Raw genomic sequence first — 15,530 nt, forward strand, 5'->3', positions numbered from 1 at the left:
ATGGGTGAGGGAAGCAGGATTCCGAGGTGCGGGGAGAGACGGTGGACAAGCCGAAGGTCGTTCTGGGGGTCAGCGGCGGCATCGCCGCCTACAAGGCCTGTGAGCTGCTGAGGCGGCTCACCGAGTCGGGACACGACGTACGCGTCGTCCCCACCGCCTCCGCGCTGCACTTCGTCGGCGCCGCCACCTGGTCCGCCCTGTCCGGCAACCCGGTCTCCACCGAGGTCTGGGACGACGTCCACGAGGTGCCGCACGTCCGCATCGGACAGCACGCCGACCTGGTCGTCGTCGCGCCCGCCACGGCCGACATGCTCGCCAAGGCCGCCCACGGCCTCGCCGACGACCTCCTCACCAACACCCTCCTCACCGCGCGCTGCCCGGTGGTCTTCGCCCCCGCCATGCACACGGAGATGTGGGAGCACCCGGCCACCCAGGAGAACGTGGCCACGCTGCGCGCCCGCGGCGCCGTCGTCGTCGAGCCGGCCGTCGGCCGCCTCACCGGCGTCGACACCGGCAAGGGCCGACTCCCCGACCCCGCCGAGATCTTCGAGGTCTGCCGCCGCGTCCTGGCCCGCGGCGCCACCGCCCCCGACCTCGCCGGACGGCACGTCGTCGTCAGCGCCGGAGGCACCCGCGAGCCCCTCGACCCGGTTCGCTTCCTCGGCAACCGCTCCTCCGGCAAGCAGGGCTACGCCCTCGCCCGCACAGCCGCGGCCCGCGGAGCCCGCGTCACCCTGGTCGCCGCCAACACCGCGCTGCCCGACCCGGCCGGCGTCGACATCGTCCGCGTCGGGACGGCCGTGGAACTGCGCGAAGCCGTCCTCGCCGCCGCCCGCGACGCCGACGCGGTCGTCATGGCCGCCGCCGTCGCCGACTTCCGCCCCTCCGTCTACGCGGCCGGGAAGATCAAGAAGAAGGACGACAAGGAGCCGGAGCCCATCACCCTGGTACGGAATCCGGACATTCTCGCGGAGGTCTCCGGCGACCGGGTGAGGTCCGGACAGGTGATCGTCGGCTTCGCCGCGGAGACCGACGACGTCCTCGCCAACGGCCGCGCCAAGCTGAAGCGCAAGGGGTGCGACCTCCTCGTGGTGAACGAGGTGGGCGAGGCGAAGACCTTCGGCTCCGAGACCAACGAGGCCGTGGTGCTGGGCGCCGACGGCAGCGAGACGCCCGTGCCGCACGGGCCGAAAGAGGCCCTCGCCGACACCGTCTGGGACCTCGTCGCCGAGCGCCTCGCATGAATGGCTCATCCGTTCCCCGGCCACCCGGAACGCCTCCATCCGGGGTGTGGCGCCTCTGGCGAACCGCGCCCCGCCCGGAGAGAATGCCCGTGCCGCAGGTCACAGCGCTCTCGCGAGGCGAGACGGGGGGACCCGCGGCGACGCACGACCGATAAACTGTTCCACGGACGGCGTCGGGTGCAGCCCCCGCCGTTCGCCCATGATCAGCCAGCAGCCGCTGCAACCCCAGGGAGCATTGTGTCCCGTCGTCTCTTCACCTCGGAGTCCGTGACCGAGGGTCACCCCGACAAGATCGCTGACCAGATCAGCGACACCATTCTCGACGCGCTGCTCCGCGAGGACCCGACCTCCCGGGTCGCCGTCGAGACCCTGATCACCACCGGCCTCGTGCACGTGGCCGGCGAGGTCACCACCAAGACGTACGCGGACATCGCGACGCTGGTGCGCAACAAGATCCTGGAGATCGGTTACGACTCCTCGAAGAAGGGCTTCGACGGCGCCTCCTGCGGCGTCTCCGTGTCGATCGGCGCGCAGTCCCCGGACATCGCCCAGGGCGTCGACACGGCGTACGAGACCCGGGTCGAGGGCGACGACGACGAGCTGGACCGCCAGGGCGCGGGCGACCAGGGCCTGATGTTCGGCTACGCGACGGACGAGACGCCGACGCTGATGCCGCTCCCGGTCTTCCTGGCGCACCGCCTGTCCAAGCGCCTGTCCGACGTCCGCAAGAACGGGACCATCCCCTACCTGCGCCCGGACGGCAAGACCCAGGTCACCATCGAGTACGACGGCGACAAGGCGGTCCGCCTGGACACCGTCGTCGTCTCCTCGCAGCACGCCTCCGACATCGACCTGGAGTCGCTGCTCGCCCCCGACATCCGCGAGTTCGTCGTCGAGCCGGAGCTGAAGGCGCTGCTCGAGGACGGCATCAAGCTCGACACCGAGAACTACCGTCTGCTGGTGAACCCGACCGGGCGGTTCGAGATCGGCGGCCCGATGGGTGACGCCGGCCTCACCGGCCGGAAGATCATCATCGACACCTACGGCGGCATGGCGCGCCACGGCGGTGGCGCCTTCTCCGGCAAGGACCCGTCCAAGGTGGACCGCTCGGCCGCGTACGCGATGCGCTGGGTCGCGAAGAACGTGGTCGCGGCCGGCCTGGCCGCCCGCTGCGAGGTGCAGGTCGCGTACGCGATCGGCAAGGCGGAGCCGGTGGGCCTGTTCGTGGAGACCTTCGGCACGGCCAAGGTCGACGTCGACAAGATCGAGCGGGCGATCGACGAGGTCTTCGACCTCCGTCCTGCCGCGATCATCCGCGACCTGGACCTGCTGCGTCCGATCTACGCCCAGACCGCGGCGTACGGTCACTTCGGCCGTGAGCTGCCGGACTTCACGTGGGAGCGGACGGACCGCGTGGCGGAACTGCGGAAGGCCGCGGGGCTGTAGCCCACGGGCTTGCTCTTTCGCCGGGGCCCGGTGCGCTTCCCCTTCGGGGGAGGGGTGCCGGGTCTTGGTGCGTTTTGCCGGCCGGCAGGGTGCGGGTGGTGCGTGGCTGAGCGCGCAGTTCCCCGCGCCCCTGGGGCGTCCTAGCTGCGGGCAGTCGTGCCGCTGGGGCGGCACGGGTGGGCGCAGCGGCACCTCGCAGCGCCGGGTGCGGGACCTCCGTGGCTGAGCGCGCAGTTCCCCGCGCCCCTGAGGGGTGTTGCTGAGGGCGCCGGCGTTGTCAGTCACGTTTGGAACAATGCAGGGGTGAGCAGCGAGGACGGACAGGCGGACGGGGTTGCGCAGGGCGCGCCCCCGGAGCAGCTCGCGCTCATCCGCGAGACCGTCCGCCGGACGAGAACCCCCCGCGCGAAACCCCGCACCTGGCGCGGCGCCGCCCTCGCCAAGGAGCTGCCCGTCGCCCGCGTCCTCGTCGACAAGGGCGTCCTCCACCTCGACCGCTACTTCGACTACGCCGTCCCCGAGGAGCTGGACGCCGACGCCCAGCCGGGAGTGCGGGTGCGGGTGCGCTTCGGCGCCGGCCGGCACCGCGTGCGGGACGGACGGCGCGAGGGCGGAGGCCTGATCGACGGGTTCCTTATCGAGCGACGGGCCGAGTCCGACTACTCGGGCCCGCTGGCCGCGCTCGCCCAGGTCGTCTCACCCGAGCGAGTGCTGGACGAGGAGCTGCTCGGCCTCGCCCGCGCGGTCGCCGACCGGTACGCGGGCAGCCTCGCCGACGTCCTCCAGCTCGCGGTGCCGCCGCGCAATGCCCGCGCCGAGCAGCGACGCTCGCCGGACCCGCTGCCCCCGCCCCCGGCTCCGGCCGCGGGCTCCTGGGAGCGGTACGAGCAGGGGCCGTCCTTCCTGGAGTCCCTGGCCTCGGGCGGCAGCCCGCGCGCGGTGTGGAACGCCCTGCCCGGTCCGCTGTGGTGCGAGGAGATCGCCCGCACGGTCGCGGCGACCCTGTCCTCGGGGCGCGGCGCGCTGGTCGTCCTGCCGGACGGTCGTGCCGTGGCCCGGCTCGACGCCGCGCTCACCGAGCTGCTGGGGGAGGGGCGGCACGCGGTGCTCACCGCCGACGCCGGGCCGGAGAAGCGGTACGCCCAGTGGCTCGCCGTACGGCGCGGGTCGGTGCGGGCGGTGATCGGCACGCGGGCGGCGATGTTCGCCCCGGTGCGCGACCTAGGTCTGGTCGCGGTGTGGGACGACGGCGACGACAACCACAGCGAGCAGCACGCGCCGCAGCCGCACGCCCGGGAGGTGCTGCTGCTGCGGGCCGCGCAGGACCGGTGCGGCTTCCTGCTGGGTGGCTGGAGCTGCACGGTGGAGGCGGCGCAGCTCGTGGACACGGGCTGGGCGCGGCCGTTGCAGGCCACGCGGGAGGGGGTGCGGGCGTCCGCGCCGCTGGTGCGGACGGTCGGGGACCACGATCTGGCGCGGGACGAGGCCGCGCGCGCCGCCCGGCTGCCCACGCTCGCCTGGCAGGCCGTCAGGGAGGGCCTGCGGCACGGGCCGGTGCTGGTCCAGGTGCCCCGGCGCGGGTACGTCCCGCGCATGGCGTGCGCGACCTGCCGGGCGCCGGCGCGGTGCCGCCACTGCTCGGGCCCGCTGGAGGCGCACGGCTCGGACGACCTGCGCTGCGGGTGGTGCGGGCGCACGGAGGGCGGCTGGCACTGTCCCGAGTGCGGTGGTTTCCGGCTGCGGGCGCAGGTGGTGGGGGCGCGGCGGACCGCCGAGGAGCTGGGGCGGGCGTTCCCCGCGGTGCCGGTGCGTACGTCGGGGCGGGAGCACGTGCTGGACACGGTGCCGGGGGCGCCGGCGGTGGTGGTGAGCACACCGGGCGCGGAACCGGTCGCCGAGGGCGGGTACGCGGCGGCGCTGCTGCTGGACGGCTGGGCCATGCTGAGCCGCCCCGACCTGCGGGCCGGGGAGGACGCGCTGCGCCGGTGGATGGGCGCGGCGGCGCTGGTCCGGCCGCAGACGGCGGGCGGGACGGTGGTGGTGGTCGCCGAGCCGACGCTGCGGCCGGTGCAGGCGTTGGTGCGGTGGGACCCCGCGGGATTCGCGGTTCGGGAACTGGCGGAGCGGGGGGAACTGGGCTTCCCGCCCGTGTCTCGGATGGCGGCGGTGGCCGGGCCCGGGGAGGCGGTGGCCGAGTTCCTCGGCGCGGTGGAGTTGCCGCCCAGTGCGGAGGTGCTGGGGCCGGTGCCGATGCCGGTCACTCCGGCGGGGCGTCCCCGTCGGCCGGGGGCGCCTCCGCCGGGGGAGCAGTGGGATCGGGCGTTGATCCGCGTTCCCCCGGGGCACGGGGCTGCGCTGGCGAGCGCGCTGAAGGCTGCGCAGGCGGCGCGGATGGCGCGCGGCGGGAGCACACCCGTGTGGGTGCGGATCGATCCGCCGGACATCGGGTGACGCGTGTGCGGTCGGCTGGGGCGCTGTTCTGCCGCTCGCCGCGGGGGGTGCCGTTGCGCCCACCCGTGCCGCCCCAGCGGCACGACTGCCCGCAACGGCCGGGGGCGCTTCAAACAGCTCCCGCAGCAACGCCCTCGGGGGCGCGGGGAACTGCGCGACCAGCCACGGATGACCCGCACCCGGCGCTGCGACTGCACACATCATGGGGCGTGCCCTCCCGGGACGGCGGCGGGAGGGCGGGCGCGCGGGTCAGCCGTTGCGGGGGGTCGGGAAGGCCGTGGGGCGAGGGTCCTCGCGGAGGGACGGGCTCCCCGCGGTCGGCTGCGTCGGCATGGCCCGAGCCGCCGGCACCGTCGGCACCGTCGTCACGCCGGACCCGACGTTCACCGTCCGGGCGCCCGAGGACTCCGGAGCCCGCTCGGTCTCGGCGGAGGCCGCCGCCTGCGCCGCGGCGGCGCGCCGCGCTCCGTACCGGCGGTGCACGGCCTGCTTGGTGACCCCGAGCGCGGAGCCCACCGCGTCCCACGAGAAGCCCAGGGAACGGTCGAAGTCCACGGCGGCCGTGACCAGCGTCTCGACGCTGTCGCGCAGTTCCTGGGCGAGACGGACGGTCGGGGCGGGGGCTCGTCCGTAGACGACGAAGCCCGTGGAGGGACCGGAGCGGCGGGGGCGGTAGACGTTGCCGAGCTGGGCGGTGAGCGTGCGCAGTGCGTCCACCTGCCGGCGGACCCGCTCGATGTCCCGCACCAGCAAGTGCAGGCTGGCCCGAGCCTGGGCGTCGTGGGTTGCGTGGTCGGCCATGAACAAGCCTCTCGAACCGGCGTTGAAAGGAACGGACCCCCTCGGGGCCCTTGGTCAACTCTTCCTTGACCAACGCCGTTCCGGTCCCCGGGTCACGGGCTGGGGCGCGGCGGCATATGCGTACGCCCCTGAGGAAACCGGCGTGCACGGGAACGCCCGCAGCTCGGAACGTTCCTGCATCGCGAGGGCCCTGGCCCGGACGCGGACCCCGTCCCTGCGTCCCGGGGTGAAGGCCGCCCCATAGACTGGTGCGTCGCCCGAACCGTTCCCGCCCGAGAGGCCCTGCGCACCCCATGAAGCTCGTCTTCGCCGGTACCCCCGAGGTCGCCGTTCCCGCTCTGGACGCTCTTCTCGCCTCCGGGCGGCACGAGGTCGCGGCCGTCGTCACGCGGCCCGACGCGCCTGCCGGACGCGGCCGCCGGCTGGTCGCCTCGCCGATCGCCGAGCGGGCGGAGGAGGCCGGCATCGAGGTGCTGAAGCCGGTCAGGCCGAAGGACCCCGACTTCCTGGAGCGGCTCCGGGAGATCGCCCCCGACTGCTGCCCCGTCGTCGCCTACGGCGCGCTGCTGCCGCGCGTCGCCCTCGACATCCCCGCCCACGGCTGGGTCAACCTGCACTTCTCGCTGCTGCCCGCCTGGCGCGGCGCCGCGCCCGTGCAGCACGCGATCATGGCCGGCGACGAGATCACCGGCGCCAGCACCTTCCTCATCGAGGAGGGGCTGGACTCCGGGCCCGTCTACGGCACCGTCACCGAGGAGATCCGCCCCACGGACACCAGCGGCGACCTGCTCACCCGGCTCGCCTTCGCCGGCGCGGGACTGCTCGCCGCGACGATGGACGGCATCGAGGACGGGACGCTGAAGGCCGTGCCGCAGCCCGCGGAGGGCGTCAGCCTGGCGCCCAAGGTCAACGTCGAGGACGCCCGCGTCGACTGGGGGACCCCGGCGCTGCGCGTGGACCGGGTGGTGCGCGGCTGCACGCCCGCGCCCGGCGCCTGGACCACCTTCCGCGGCGAGCGGCTGAAGATCGTGCAGGCGAGGCCCGTACCGGAGCGGACGGACCTGACGCCCGGGCAACTGTCCGCCGGGAAGAACAACGTGCACGTCGGGACCGGTTCGTACGCCGTGGAACTGCTGTGGGTGCAGCCGCAAGGGAAGAAGCCGATGCGCGGCGCGGACTGGGCGCGGGGAGTGCGGATCGCGGCCGGCGAGACCCTCGGCGACTGACGGACCCCGGCCTCCCCGGCGTACGCCGTAGGCTGGGGCGCGCACGTCCACCCACATCCGGAGCACCTTTTTCGTGAGCGACCAGCCCCGTCGGCCCCGCAGGCCCGCCAAGCCCTACCGCCGACCCAAGAAGGACCCGGTCCGCATCCTCGCCTTCGAGGCGCTGCGGGCCGTGGACGAGCGTGACGCGTACGCCAACCTCGTCCTGCCCCCACTGCTGCGCAAGGCGCGGGAGAACGAGGGCCCCGAGAAGTTCGACGCGCGGGACGCGGCGCTGGCCACCGAGCTGGTGTACGGCACCCTGCGCAGGCAGGGCACCTACGACGCCGTCATCGCGGCCTGCGTCGACCGCCCGCTGCGCGAGGTCGACCCGCCGGTGCTGGACGTGCTGAGCCTCGGCGCGCACCAGCTCCTCGGCACGCGGATCCCGACGCACGCCGCCGTGTCCGCCACGGTCGAGCTGGCCCGGGTGGTGCTCGGCGACGGGCGCGCCAAGTTCGTCAACGCCGTGCTGCGGAAGATCGCCCAGGACGACCTGGACGGCTGGCTGGAGCGGGTCGCGCCGCCGTACGACGAGGACCCGGAGGACCACCTCGCCGTCGTCCACTCGCACCCGCGCTGGGTGGTCTCCGCGCTGTGGGACTCCCTCGGCGGCGGACGCGCCGGTGTGGAAGAACTGCTGCGCGCCGACAACGAGCGGCCCGAGGTGACGCTGGTCGCCCGTCCCGGGCGGGCCACCGCCGACGAGCTGCTCGCCGAGGAGGCCGCCGTCCCCGGCCGCTGGTCGCCGTACGCGGTCCGGCTCACCGAGGGAGGGGAACCCGGCGCGGTCCCGGCGGTCGCCGAGGGGCGGGCCGGGGTCCAGGACGAGGGCAGCCAGCTGGTGGCGCTCGCGCTCGCGGCGGCGCCGGTGGAAGGGCCGGACCGGCGGTGGCTGGACGCGTGCGCGGGTCCCGGCGGCAAGGCCGCGCTGCTCGGCGCGCTCGCTGCCGAACGCGGGGCCGTGCTGCTCGCCTCCGAGAAGCAGCCGCACCGGGCGGGGCTGGTCGCCAAGGCGCTGGCCGGGAACCCCGGCCCGTACCAGGTGGTCGCCGCCGACGGGACGCGGCCGCCGTGGCGGCCCGGCAGCTTCGACCGCGTCCTGGTCGACGTGCCGTGCACCGGTCTCGGCGCGCTGCGCCGCAGGCCCGAGGCACGATGGCGGCGTCGCCCGGAGGACCTGGACGGTTTCGCGCCGCTCCAGCGCGGGCTGCTGCGCACGGCCCTGGAGTCCGTACGCGTCGGCGGTGTCGTCGGCTACGCCACCTGCTCGCCGCACCTCGCGGAGACCCGGGCGGTGGTGGCGGACCTGCTCAAGCAGTTCCCGGACGCCGAACTGATCGACGCCCGCCCGCTCCTCCCGGACGTCCCGGACCTGGGCGAGGGCCCGGACATCCAGCTCTGGCCCCACCTTCACGGCACGGACGCGATGTATCTGGCGCTGTTGCGCCGTACCGCCTGATCCGGGGGCGCAGGAGCCCCGCCGCCCTCGACGGAAGCCGCCGTGCCGTCGCGCTTGCCGGGCCACGGCCCGCGGCAGCACCTCCCGCGCGGTGCCCGGCCCGCTCGTCCGCGACCGGTGGCCCGGGCCGGACGGGCAGCCGGGGGGATCGAGCGCCCGCGACCGAGCCCGGCGGGAACCTGTCCACCGCCCGCCGGGGCGGAACACCACGGACGGAGGGGACGCTCGGCATCGGTCAACAAGCCCCGGGTGCGCCGCCACGGGCAACGGCGGGGCTCATCGGCGAGCTTGTGACTGCCGCGGGCACAGAACCGGATTCCGCCGGCGGACACGGCGGCGTGGCTCGCGCCGGCAGCATGCCGACCACAGGACGGCGTCGGCGCGGATCTCCGTGCCGCCGCCCGCCGTTGACCAGTCCCCGGACCGTCCGCACCGCCGCGCGGCGCAGCGCATACGCTTGGGGCATGGCCCCGCAGATCAGTCCCAGCATCCTGTCCGCCGACTTCGCCCGGCTCGCCGAGGAGGCGAAGGCCGTCGAGGGAGCCGACTGGCTCCACGTCGACGTGATGGACAACCACTTCGTGCCGAACCTGACGCTCGGCGTGCCCGTCGTGGAGTCGCTCGCCAAGGCCACGGACACGCCGCTGGACTGCCATCTGATGATCGAGGCGCCCGACCGCTGGGCGCCGCAGTACGTGGAGGCGGGGGCCGGCTCGGTCACCTTCCACGTCGAGGCGGCCACCGCGCCCGTCCGGCTCGCCCGGGAGATCCGCGCCAAGGGCGCCCGCGCCTCCATGGCACTGCGGCCCGCGACGCCGATCGAGCCGTACGAGGACCTGCTGCCCGAGCTGGACATGCTGCTGATCATGACGGTTGAACCGGGCTTCGGCGGGCAGGCGTTCCTCGACATCATGCTGCCGAAGATCCGCCGCACGCGTGAGCTGATCAGCAAGCACGGGCTGGAGCTGTGGCTCCAGGTCGACGGCGGCGTGTCGGCCTCGACCATCGAGCGGTGCGCCGACGCCGGCGCGGACGTCTTCGTGGCGGGATCCGCCGTGTACGGGGCGTCGGACCCGGCCGAGGCGGTGCGTGCCCTGCGCAAGCAGGCGGAGGCGGCGACGTCGAAGGCGTCGTGGTTGCACGACCACTGAGCGTCATATACGTGAACGGCGGTCAGCAGGGCTGATCGACAGCGCCGGATCTGCAAGGATGAACGGCGAGTCCAGAGTGTGAACAGCAGTGAGGAGATCGCCGTGTCGGGTATGTCGGCGGGCCGGTCAGCCATGCGGATGGGACCCGCTGAGCTGGTGCAGGCGGCGGCCATGGCCCGCCGCTTCTACCTCGAGGGGAAGTCCAAGATCCAGATCGCCGAGGAGTTCGGCGTCAGCCGCTTCAAGGTGGCCCGGGTGCTTGAGACCGCCCTCGAGCGGGATCTGGTACGCATCGAGATCCGCGTGCCCGCCGAGCTGGACGCCGAGCGCTCGGACGCGCTCCGCGCCCGCTACGGCCTGCGGCACGCGGTCGTGGTCGAGTCCCCGGCCGAGGCCGAGGAGACGCCCGACCCGGAGAATTTGGGAGAGGTGGCCGCCGACCTGCTCGGCGAGCTGGTCAACGAGGGGGACGTGCTGGGCCTCGCCTGGGGACGCTCCACCATCCACATGGCGGCGGCCCTGGACCGGCTCCCGCCCTGCACGGTCGTCCAGCTGACCGGCGTGTACGACGCGGGCACGGCGGAGCGCGGCTCGGTCGAGGCCGTGCGCCGCGCCGCGCAGGTGTCGGGCGGCGACGCCCACCCCATCTACGCGCCGATGCTGCTGCCCGACGCCGCCACCGCGGAGGCGCTGCGCCACCAGACCGGTATCGCGCGGGCCTTCGAGTACTTCGACAAGGTCACCGTCGCCTGTGTGTCCATCGGCTCCTGGGAGCCGGGCATCTCCACGGTGCACGACATGCTCAGCGACGAGGAGCGCGCCCACTACGCCTCCCTCGGCGTCGCCGCCGAGATGTCCGCGCACCTCTTCGACGCCGAGGGGCGCCGGGTGGGCCGCGACCTGGGCGAGCGGTGCATCACCGTCAAGACCGACCAGCTGCGCAAGGTGCCCGAGGTCGTCGCCATCGCCGGCGGCCAGCGCAAGGGCCCGGCCATCGACGCGGTGCTGCGTTCCGGCCTCGTCACCAGCCTGGTGACCGACACCTCGGCCGCCGACTACCTGATGACCGCGGGACCCGCACCGCGCTCCGCCCTGAACCGCGCGGACCCGGACGGCCCCTGACGACGGGTGGGACAGGGAGGGGGCTGGCAGCATCGGCCGCATGATGCCGCTACGGGCCCTCCTCCCACGTCTCGTGGCCTGCCTGCTCCTCGCCCTGCTGGCCGGCTGCTCGTCCGGCGGTGACGACGGAGGCGGCCGCACCGGAACCCCGGCCTGGGCCGAGGGAATGCCCGTCACCGAGGTGTCCGAGCTGCCCGCCGAGGCCCGCCGCACCCTTCAACTCATCGACGAGGGCGGCCCGTTCCCCTACGAACGGGACGGCTCCGTGTTCGGCAACTTCGAAGGGCTGCTGCCCCGGCACGAACGCGGCTACTACCGTGAGTACACGGTGCCCACGCCCGGATCCGACGACCGGGGCGCCCGGCGCGTCGTCACCGGCCGGAACGGCGAGACGTACTACACCGACGACCACTACGCATCGTTCACGGCGGTACCGAGATGACCCACGACCTCACCGGCCGGCTCGTCGTCCCCCTCGACCTGGACGGGGTGACCGACAAGGCGGGCCTGATGGACCGCTGCGCCCGCGCGCTCGCGCTGCCCGACTGGTTCGGCCGCAACTGGGACGCCCTCGTCGACTCCCTCTCCGACCGCACCGTGTGGCCCGAGGGCGCGGACGGACGCGGCCTGCTGCTCGTCGTCCGCGGCTGGCGGGCCTACGCCGAGGCCCGCCCCCAGGAGTGGGCGACCGCCCAGGAGGTGTTCGCCGAGGCGGTCGGACGCGACCCCGCGCTCACCGTGGCGCTCGCCGTTGGAGGATCCGCCGAGCACCTTCCCGACCAGGCTGGACGATCCGACCGGGACTGACATTCCGGTCGCCGTGGGAGAATGAAGTACGTGCTCTTCCCCCTGGCTGACCTGTCCGGGGGCCACCTCTGATCGACTGGGATGTGCAGCACGTGCGTTTCCTCAACGACATCCAGCCCCCGTACGACCTGACGTACGACGACGTCTTCATGGTGCCGAGCCGCTCCGCGGTCGGCTCGCGGCAGGGTGTGGACCTCAGCTCGCCCGACGGCACGGGCACCACGATCCCGCTCGTCGTCGCCAACATGACCGCGATCGCCGGCCGCCGCATGGCCGAGACGGTCGCCCGGCGCGGCGGACTGGTGGTCATACCGCAGGACATCCCGATCGAGGTCGTCGCCGAGGTCGTCTCCTGGGTGAAGTCCCGCCACCTGGTGCTGGACACGCCGATCGTGCTGGCCCCGCACCAGACCGTCGCCGACGCGCTGTCCCTGATGCCCAAGCGGGCACACAACGCGGGCGTGGTCGTCGACGAGGAGCGCCGTCCGGTCGGCGTGGTCACCGACGCCGACCTGACCGGCGTGGACCGTTTCACCCAGCTCGACGAGGTCATGTCCAAGGACCTGCTCCTCCTCGACGCCGGCATGGACCCGCGCGAGGCCTTCAACACGCTCGACGGCGCCAACCGCCGCTACGCGCCCGCCGTGGACGCCGAGGGCCGCCTGGCCGGCATCCTGACCCGCAAGGGCGCCCTGCGCGCCACCCTGTACACGCCCGCGACGGACGCGCAGGGACGCCTGCGCATCGCCGCCGCCGTCGGCATCAACGGCGACGTGGCCGGCAAGGCCAAGCAGCTCCTCGAGGCGGGCGTCGACACCCTCGTGATCGACACCGCGCACGGCCACCAGGAGTCGATGATCAACGCCGTCCGGCTGGTGCGCGGGCTCGACCCGCAGGTGCCGGTGGTGGCCGGCAACATCGTCTCCGCAGAGGGCGTCCGCGACCTGATCGAGGCCGGCGCGGACATCGTCAAGGTCGGAGTCGGCCCCGGCGCCATGTGCACCACCCGCATGATGACCGGCGTCGGCCGGCCGCAGTTCTCCGCCGTGCTGGAGTGCGCCGCCGAGGCGAAGAAGTACGGCAAGCACGTGTGGGCCGACGGCGGCGTCCGTCACCCGCGCGACGTGGCCATGGCCCTCGCGGCCGGCGCGTCCAACGTGATGATCGGCTCGTGGTTCGCCGGCACCTACGAGTCCCCGGGCGACCTCCAGCACGACGCGAACGGCCGCCCCTACAAGGAGTCCTTCGGCATGGCCTCCGCCCGCGCCGTGCGCAACCGCACCTCCGAGGAGTCCGCCTACGACCGCGCCCGCAAGGCGCTGTTCGAGGAGGGCATCTCCACCTCCCGCATGTTCCTCGACCCGGAGCGCCCGGGCGTCGAGGACCTGATCGACTCGGTCATCGCGGGCGTCCGCTCCTCCTGCACCTACGCGGGCGCCGCCTCGCTGGAGGAGTTCGCCGAGAAGGCCGTCGTCGGCGTCCAGAGCGCGGCCGGCTTCGCCGAGGGCAAGCCGCTGCACGCCAGCTGGAGCTGATCCACCCGGTGAGGCGGGTGTGGAACGGCCCACACGGCCGGCGCAACGAACACCCGCCTCACCTCGGGGAACGCAATGATCTTGCGGTGGTGCGCAAGGTTGCTGCATTTCAGCAGCAACGAAGAACTTCGTAGTGTTACCCGCTGTACGTGTGTGGCGGGGACCCCGCTCGACGGGTCCCGGCTGTCGCGGGGCGCCGTCCGGTCCCGGCCGCGGAAGACCGGCAGCGATCAAGGAGTCCCCGCGTGCTCGACCATGGCGCACCCCCGCACAACGGCGGTCCCTCCGCCCCGCACTCCCGGGGCGCGGTCATGCGCCTGATGCGCCGCAAGCCGGTGGAACGCCTGGTCGCCGAGGGTGGCCAGGGCGAGGGCGGCACCCTGCGCCGCTCCCTCGGGCTGTGGCAGCTGACCATGATCAGCATCGGCGCCACGCTCGGCACCGGCATCTTCGTCGTCCTCGGCGAGGCCGTCCCCAAGGCCGGTCCCGCGGTCACGCTGTCCTTCGTCATCGCCGGTCTGACGGCCCTCTTCTCCGCCCTGTCCTACGCGGAACTGGCCGGCACGATCCCCGTCTCCGGCTCCTCCTACTCGTATGCGTACGCAACGATGGGCGAACTGATCGCCTGGGTCTGCGGCTGGTGCCTGATGCTGGAGTACGGCGTCTCGGTCGCCGCCGTCGCCGTCGGCTGGGGCGAGTACCTCAACGAACTCCTCGACGGCACCATCGGCGTCACCCTGCCCGCCGCACTGTCCGCCCCGCCCGGCGACGGCGGCGTCTTCAACGCCCCGGCACTGATCGTCGTCATGCTGGCCATGGCGTTCCTGCTCGGCGGCGCCCGCGAGTCCGCCCGCGCCAACACCGTCATGGTCCTCGTCAAGATCGGCGCACTGGTGCTGTTCTGTGCCATCGGCGTCCAGGGCTTCCGCTCCGGCAACTACGAGAACTTCATGCCGCTCGGCATGGCCGGCGTCAGCGCCGCCGGAGCCACCCTGTTCTTCTCGTACATCGGCTTCGACGCCGCCTCCACCGCCGGTGAGGAGGCCAAGAACGCCCAGCGCGACCTGCCCCGCGCGATCCTGCTGTCCCTCGCCATCATCACCGCGCTGTACGTCCTCGTCGCCGCCGTCGCCGTGGGCGCCAAGCCGTGGCGGCAGTTCACCGACTCGGAGGCCACCCTCGCCCAGATCATGCGCGAGGTCACCGGCCAGAGCTTCTGGGGCACCCTGCTGGCGTTCTGCGCGGTCATCGCCATCGCGAGCGTCGTCCTCACCGTCCTCTACGGCCAGACCCGCATCCTGTTCGCCATGTCCCGCGACGGCCTGGTGCCCAAGGTGTTCGCCCGGGTCAGCCCGCGCACCGGCACGCCCCGCGCCAACACCGTGATCGTCTCACTGTTCTGCGGAGTCCTCGCCGCCGCCGTCCCGCTCGGCCAGCTCGCCGACGCCACCAGCATCGGCACCCTCTTCGCCTTCGCCCTGGTCAACGTCGCCGTCGTCGTGCTGCGCCGCAGCCGCCCCGACATGCCGCGCACCTTCCGCGTGCCGCTGTCCCCGCTGCTGCCCGCCGTCGGCTTCGGCTTCTGCCTGTGGATGATGGGCAGCCTGTCCACCGTCACCTGGGTCGTCTTCGGTGTCTGGATGGCCGTCGGGCTCGTGTTCTACTTCCTCTACGGCTACCGCCGCTCCCGGCTCGCCGCCCCCGCCCCGTCAGAAGCGAAGTGAACCACCCGCAGTGCTGAACGATCTCGACGAACGCATCGTGCACGCCCTCGCCGAGGACGCCCGCCGCTCCTACGCGGACATCGGCCAGCTCGTCGGCCTCTCCGCGCCCGCCGTCAAACGGCGCGTGGACCGGCTGCGCGCCACCGGGGCCATCACCGGCTTCACCGTGCGGGTGGACCCTGCCGCCCTCGGCTGGGAGACGGAGGGGTTCGTCGAGATCTACTGCCGCAGCAACACCTCCCCGGAGACCATCCAGCGGGGCCTGGAGCGGTACCAGGAGGTCGTCGCCGCCTCCACCGTCACCGGGGACGCGGACGCGGTCGCCCAGGTCTTCGCCTCCGACATGCGCCACTTCGAACGGGTGCTGGAGCGGATCGCCGGCGAGCCCTTCGTCGAGCGCACCAAGTCCGTGCTGGTGCTGTCCCCGCTGCTGCGGCGGTTCTCGTCCGGCTCGCCGACCTAGGTCGTGACGCCGGTTCCTCCACGCGGACGGCCCACCTTTTCCGGCGGGCCGTCCCCGCG

General features: G+C 73.6%; 13 protein-coding genes. 12 read left to right on the plus strand and 1 reads right to left on the minus strand.

Annotation, left to right across the window (positions count from 1 at the left end; genetic code table 11):
* Positions 1-41 precede the first annotated feature (41 nt).
* The 3 genes from coaBC (at position 42) to ACQZOG_RS11415 (ending at position 5,141) form a co-directional block, all read left to right on the plus strand.
* Positions 42-1,244 carry a bifunctional phosphopantothenoylcysteine decarboxylase/phosphopantothenate--cysteine ligase CoaBC gene (gene coaBC, locus ACQZOG_RS11405; RefSeq protein WP_033275191.1) on the plus strand — a complete coding sequence of 401 codons (1,203 nt, stop codon included), beginning with the start codon at positions 42-44 and terminating at the stop codon, positions 1,242-1,244.
* A 237-nt stretch (positions 1,245-1,481) separates the two neighbouring features.
* Positions 1,482-2,690, plus strand: a complete 1,209-nt coding sequence (gene metK / locus ACQZOG_RS11410; protein ID WP_033275109.1) for a methionine adenosyltransferase — start codon at positions 1,482-1,484, stop codon at positions 2,688-2,690.
* A 303-nt stretch (positions 2,691-2,993) separates the two neighbouring features.
* A complete protein-coding gene (locus ACQZOG_RS11415; protein ID WP_230227312.1) occupies positions 2,994-5,141 on the plus strand; it encodes a primosomal protein N' in 2,148 nt (715 codons plus the stop codon).
* A 249-nt stretch (positions 5,142-5,390) separates the two neighbouring features.
* Here ACQZOG_RS11415 and ACQZOG_RS11420 read toward each other — a convergent pair whose 3' ends face one another.
* Positions 5,391-5,942 carry a hypothetical protein gene (locus ACQZOG_RS11420; RefSeq protein ID WP_033275111.1) on the minus strand — a complete coding sequence of 184 codons (552 nt, stop codon included), beginning with the start codon at positions 5,940-5,942 and terminating at the stop codon, positions 5,391-5,393.
* Positions 5,943-6,235: 293 nt separating this feature from the next.
* Between ACQZOG_RS11420 and fmt the strand changes: the two genes are divergently transcribed.
* The 9 genes from fmt to ACQZOG_RS11465 all read left to right on the plus strand — a co-directional run bounded on the left by fmt (position 6,236) and on the right by ACQZOG_RS11465 (position 15,471).
* Positions 6,236-7,168 (plus strand): methionyl-tRNA formyltransferase, encoded by a 933-nt coding sequence (gene fmt / locus ACQZOG_RS11425; RefSeq protein WP_033275112.1) that lies wholly within the window; start codon positions 6,236-6,238, stop codon positions 7,166-7,168.
* Between the two features lie 73 nt (positions 7,169-7,241).
* Positions 7,242-8,669 (plus strand): RsmB/NOP family class I SAM-dependent RNA methyltransferase, encoded by a 1,428-nt coding sequence (locus ACQZOG_RS11430; protein WP_033275113.1) that lies wholly within the window; start codon positions 7,242-7,244, stop codon positions 8,667-8,669.
* A 464-nt stretch (positions 8,670-9,133) separates the two neighbouring features.
* Complete coding sequence (gene rpe / locus ACQZOG_RS11435) at positions 9,134-9,820, plus strand: ribulose-phosphate 3-epimerase (protein WP_033275114.1); 687 nt, start codon at positions 9,134-9,136, stop codon at positions 9,818-9,820.
* Positions 9,821-9,898: 78 nt separating this feature from the next.
* Entirely contained in the window at positions 9,899-10,942 is a 1,044-nt protein-coding gene (locus ACQZOG_RS11440) for a sugar-binding transcriptional regulator (protein ID WP_031022355.1), read from the plus strand.
* 40 nt (positions 10,943-10,982) lie between these two features.
* A complete protein-coding gene (locus tag ACQZOG_RS11445; RefSeq protein ID WP_033275115.1) occupies positions 10,983-11,384 on the plus strand; it encodes a ribonuclease domain-containing protein in 402 nt (133 codons plus the stop codon).
* Positions 11,381-11,749, plus strand: a complete 369-nt coding sequence (locus ACQZOG_RS11450) for a barstar family protein (RefSeq protein ID WP_058915731.1) — start codon at positions 11,381-11,383, stop codon at positions 11,747-11,749. The genes ACQZOG_RS11445 and ACQZOG_RS11450 overlap by 4 nt, the downstream gene beginning before the upstream one ends.
* A 92-nt stretch (positions 11,750-11,841) precedes the next feature.
* A complete protein-coding gene (locus ACQZOG_RS11455) occupies positions 11,842-13,284 on the plus strand; it encodes a GuaB1 family IMP dehydrogenase-related protein (protein WP_430741871.1) in 1,443 nt (480 codons plus the stop codon).
* 245 nt (positions 13,285-13,529) lie between these two features.
* Complete coding sequence (locus tag ACQZOG_RS11460; protein ID WP_033275117.1) at positions 13,530-15,008, plus strand: amino acid permease; 1,479 nt, start codon at positions 13,530-13,532, stop codon at positions 15,006-15,008.
* A gap of 10 nt (positions 15,009-15,018) precedes the next feature.
* Positions 15,019-15,471, plus strand: a complete 453-nt coding sequence (locus ACQZOG_RS11465) for an Lrp/AsnC family transcriptional regulator (protein WP_033275118.1) — start codon at positions 15,019-15,021, stop codon at positions 15,469-15,471.
* Positions 15,472-15,530 lie beyond the last annotated feature (59 nt).

The organism is Streptomyces sp. P13-3-3 (assembly GCF_050571355.1).
Taxonomy (GTDB): Bacteria; Actinomycetota; Actinomycetes; order Streptomycetales; family Streptomycetaceae; genus Streptomyces; species Streptomyces althioticus.

What these genes read in the sequence shown, in the direction of transcription:
- ACQZOG_RS11420 (WP_033275111.1), bottom strand. Translation starts at nt 5,942, where the DNA reads ATGGCCGACCACGCAACCCACGACGCCCAGGCTCGGGCCAGCCTGCAC.
- fmt (WP_033275112.1), top strand. Translation starts at nt 6,236, where the DNA reads ATGAAGCTCGTCTTCGCCGGTACCCCCGAGGTCGCCGTTCCCGCTCTG.
- rpe (WP_033275114.1), top strand. Translation starts at nt 9,134, where the DNA reads ATGGCCCCGCAGATCAGTCCCAGCATCCTGTCCGCCGACTTCGCCCGG.
- ACQZOG_RS11445 (WP_033275115.1), top strand. Translation starts at nt 10,983, where the DNA reads ATGATGCCGCTACGGGCCCTCCTCCCACGTCTCGTGGCCTGCCTGCTC.
- ACQZOG_RS11450 (WP_058915731.1), top strand. Translation starts at nt 11,381, where the DNA reads ATGACCCACGACCTCACCGGCCGGCTCGTCGTCCCCCTCGACCTGGAC.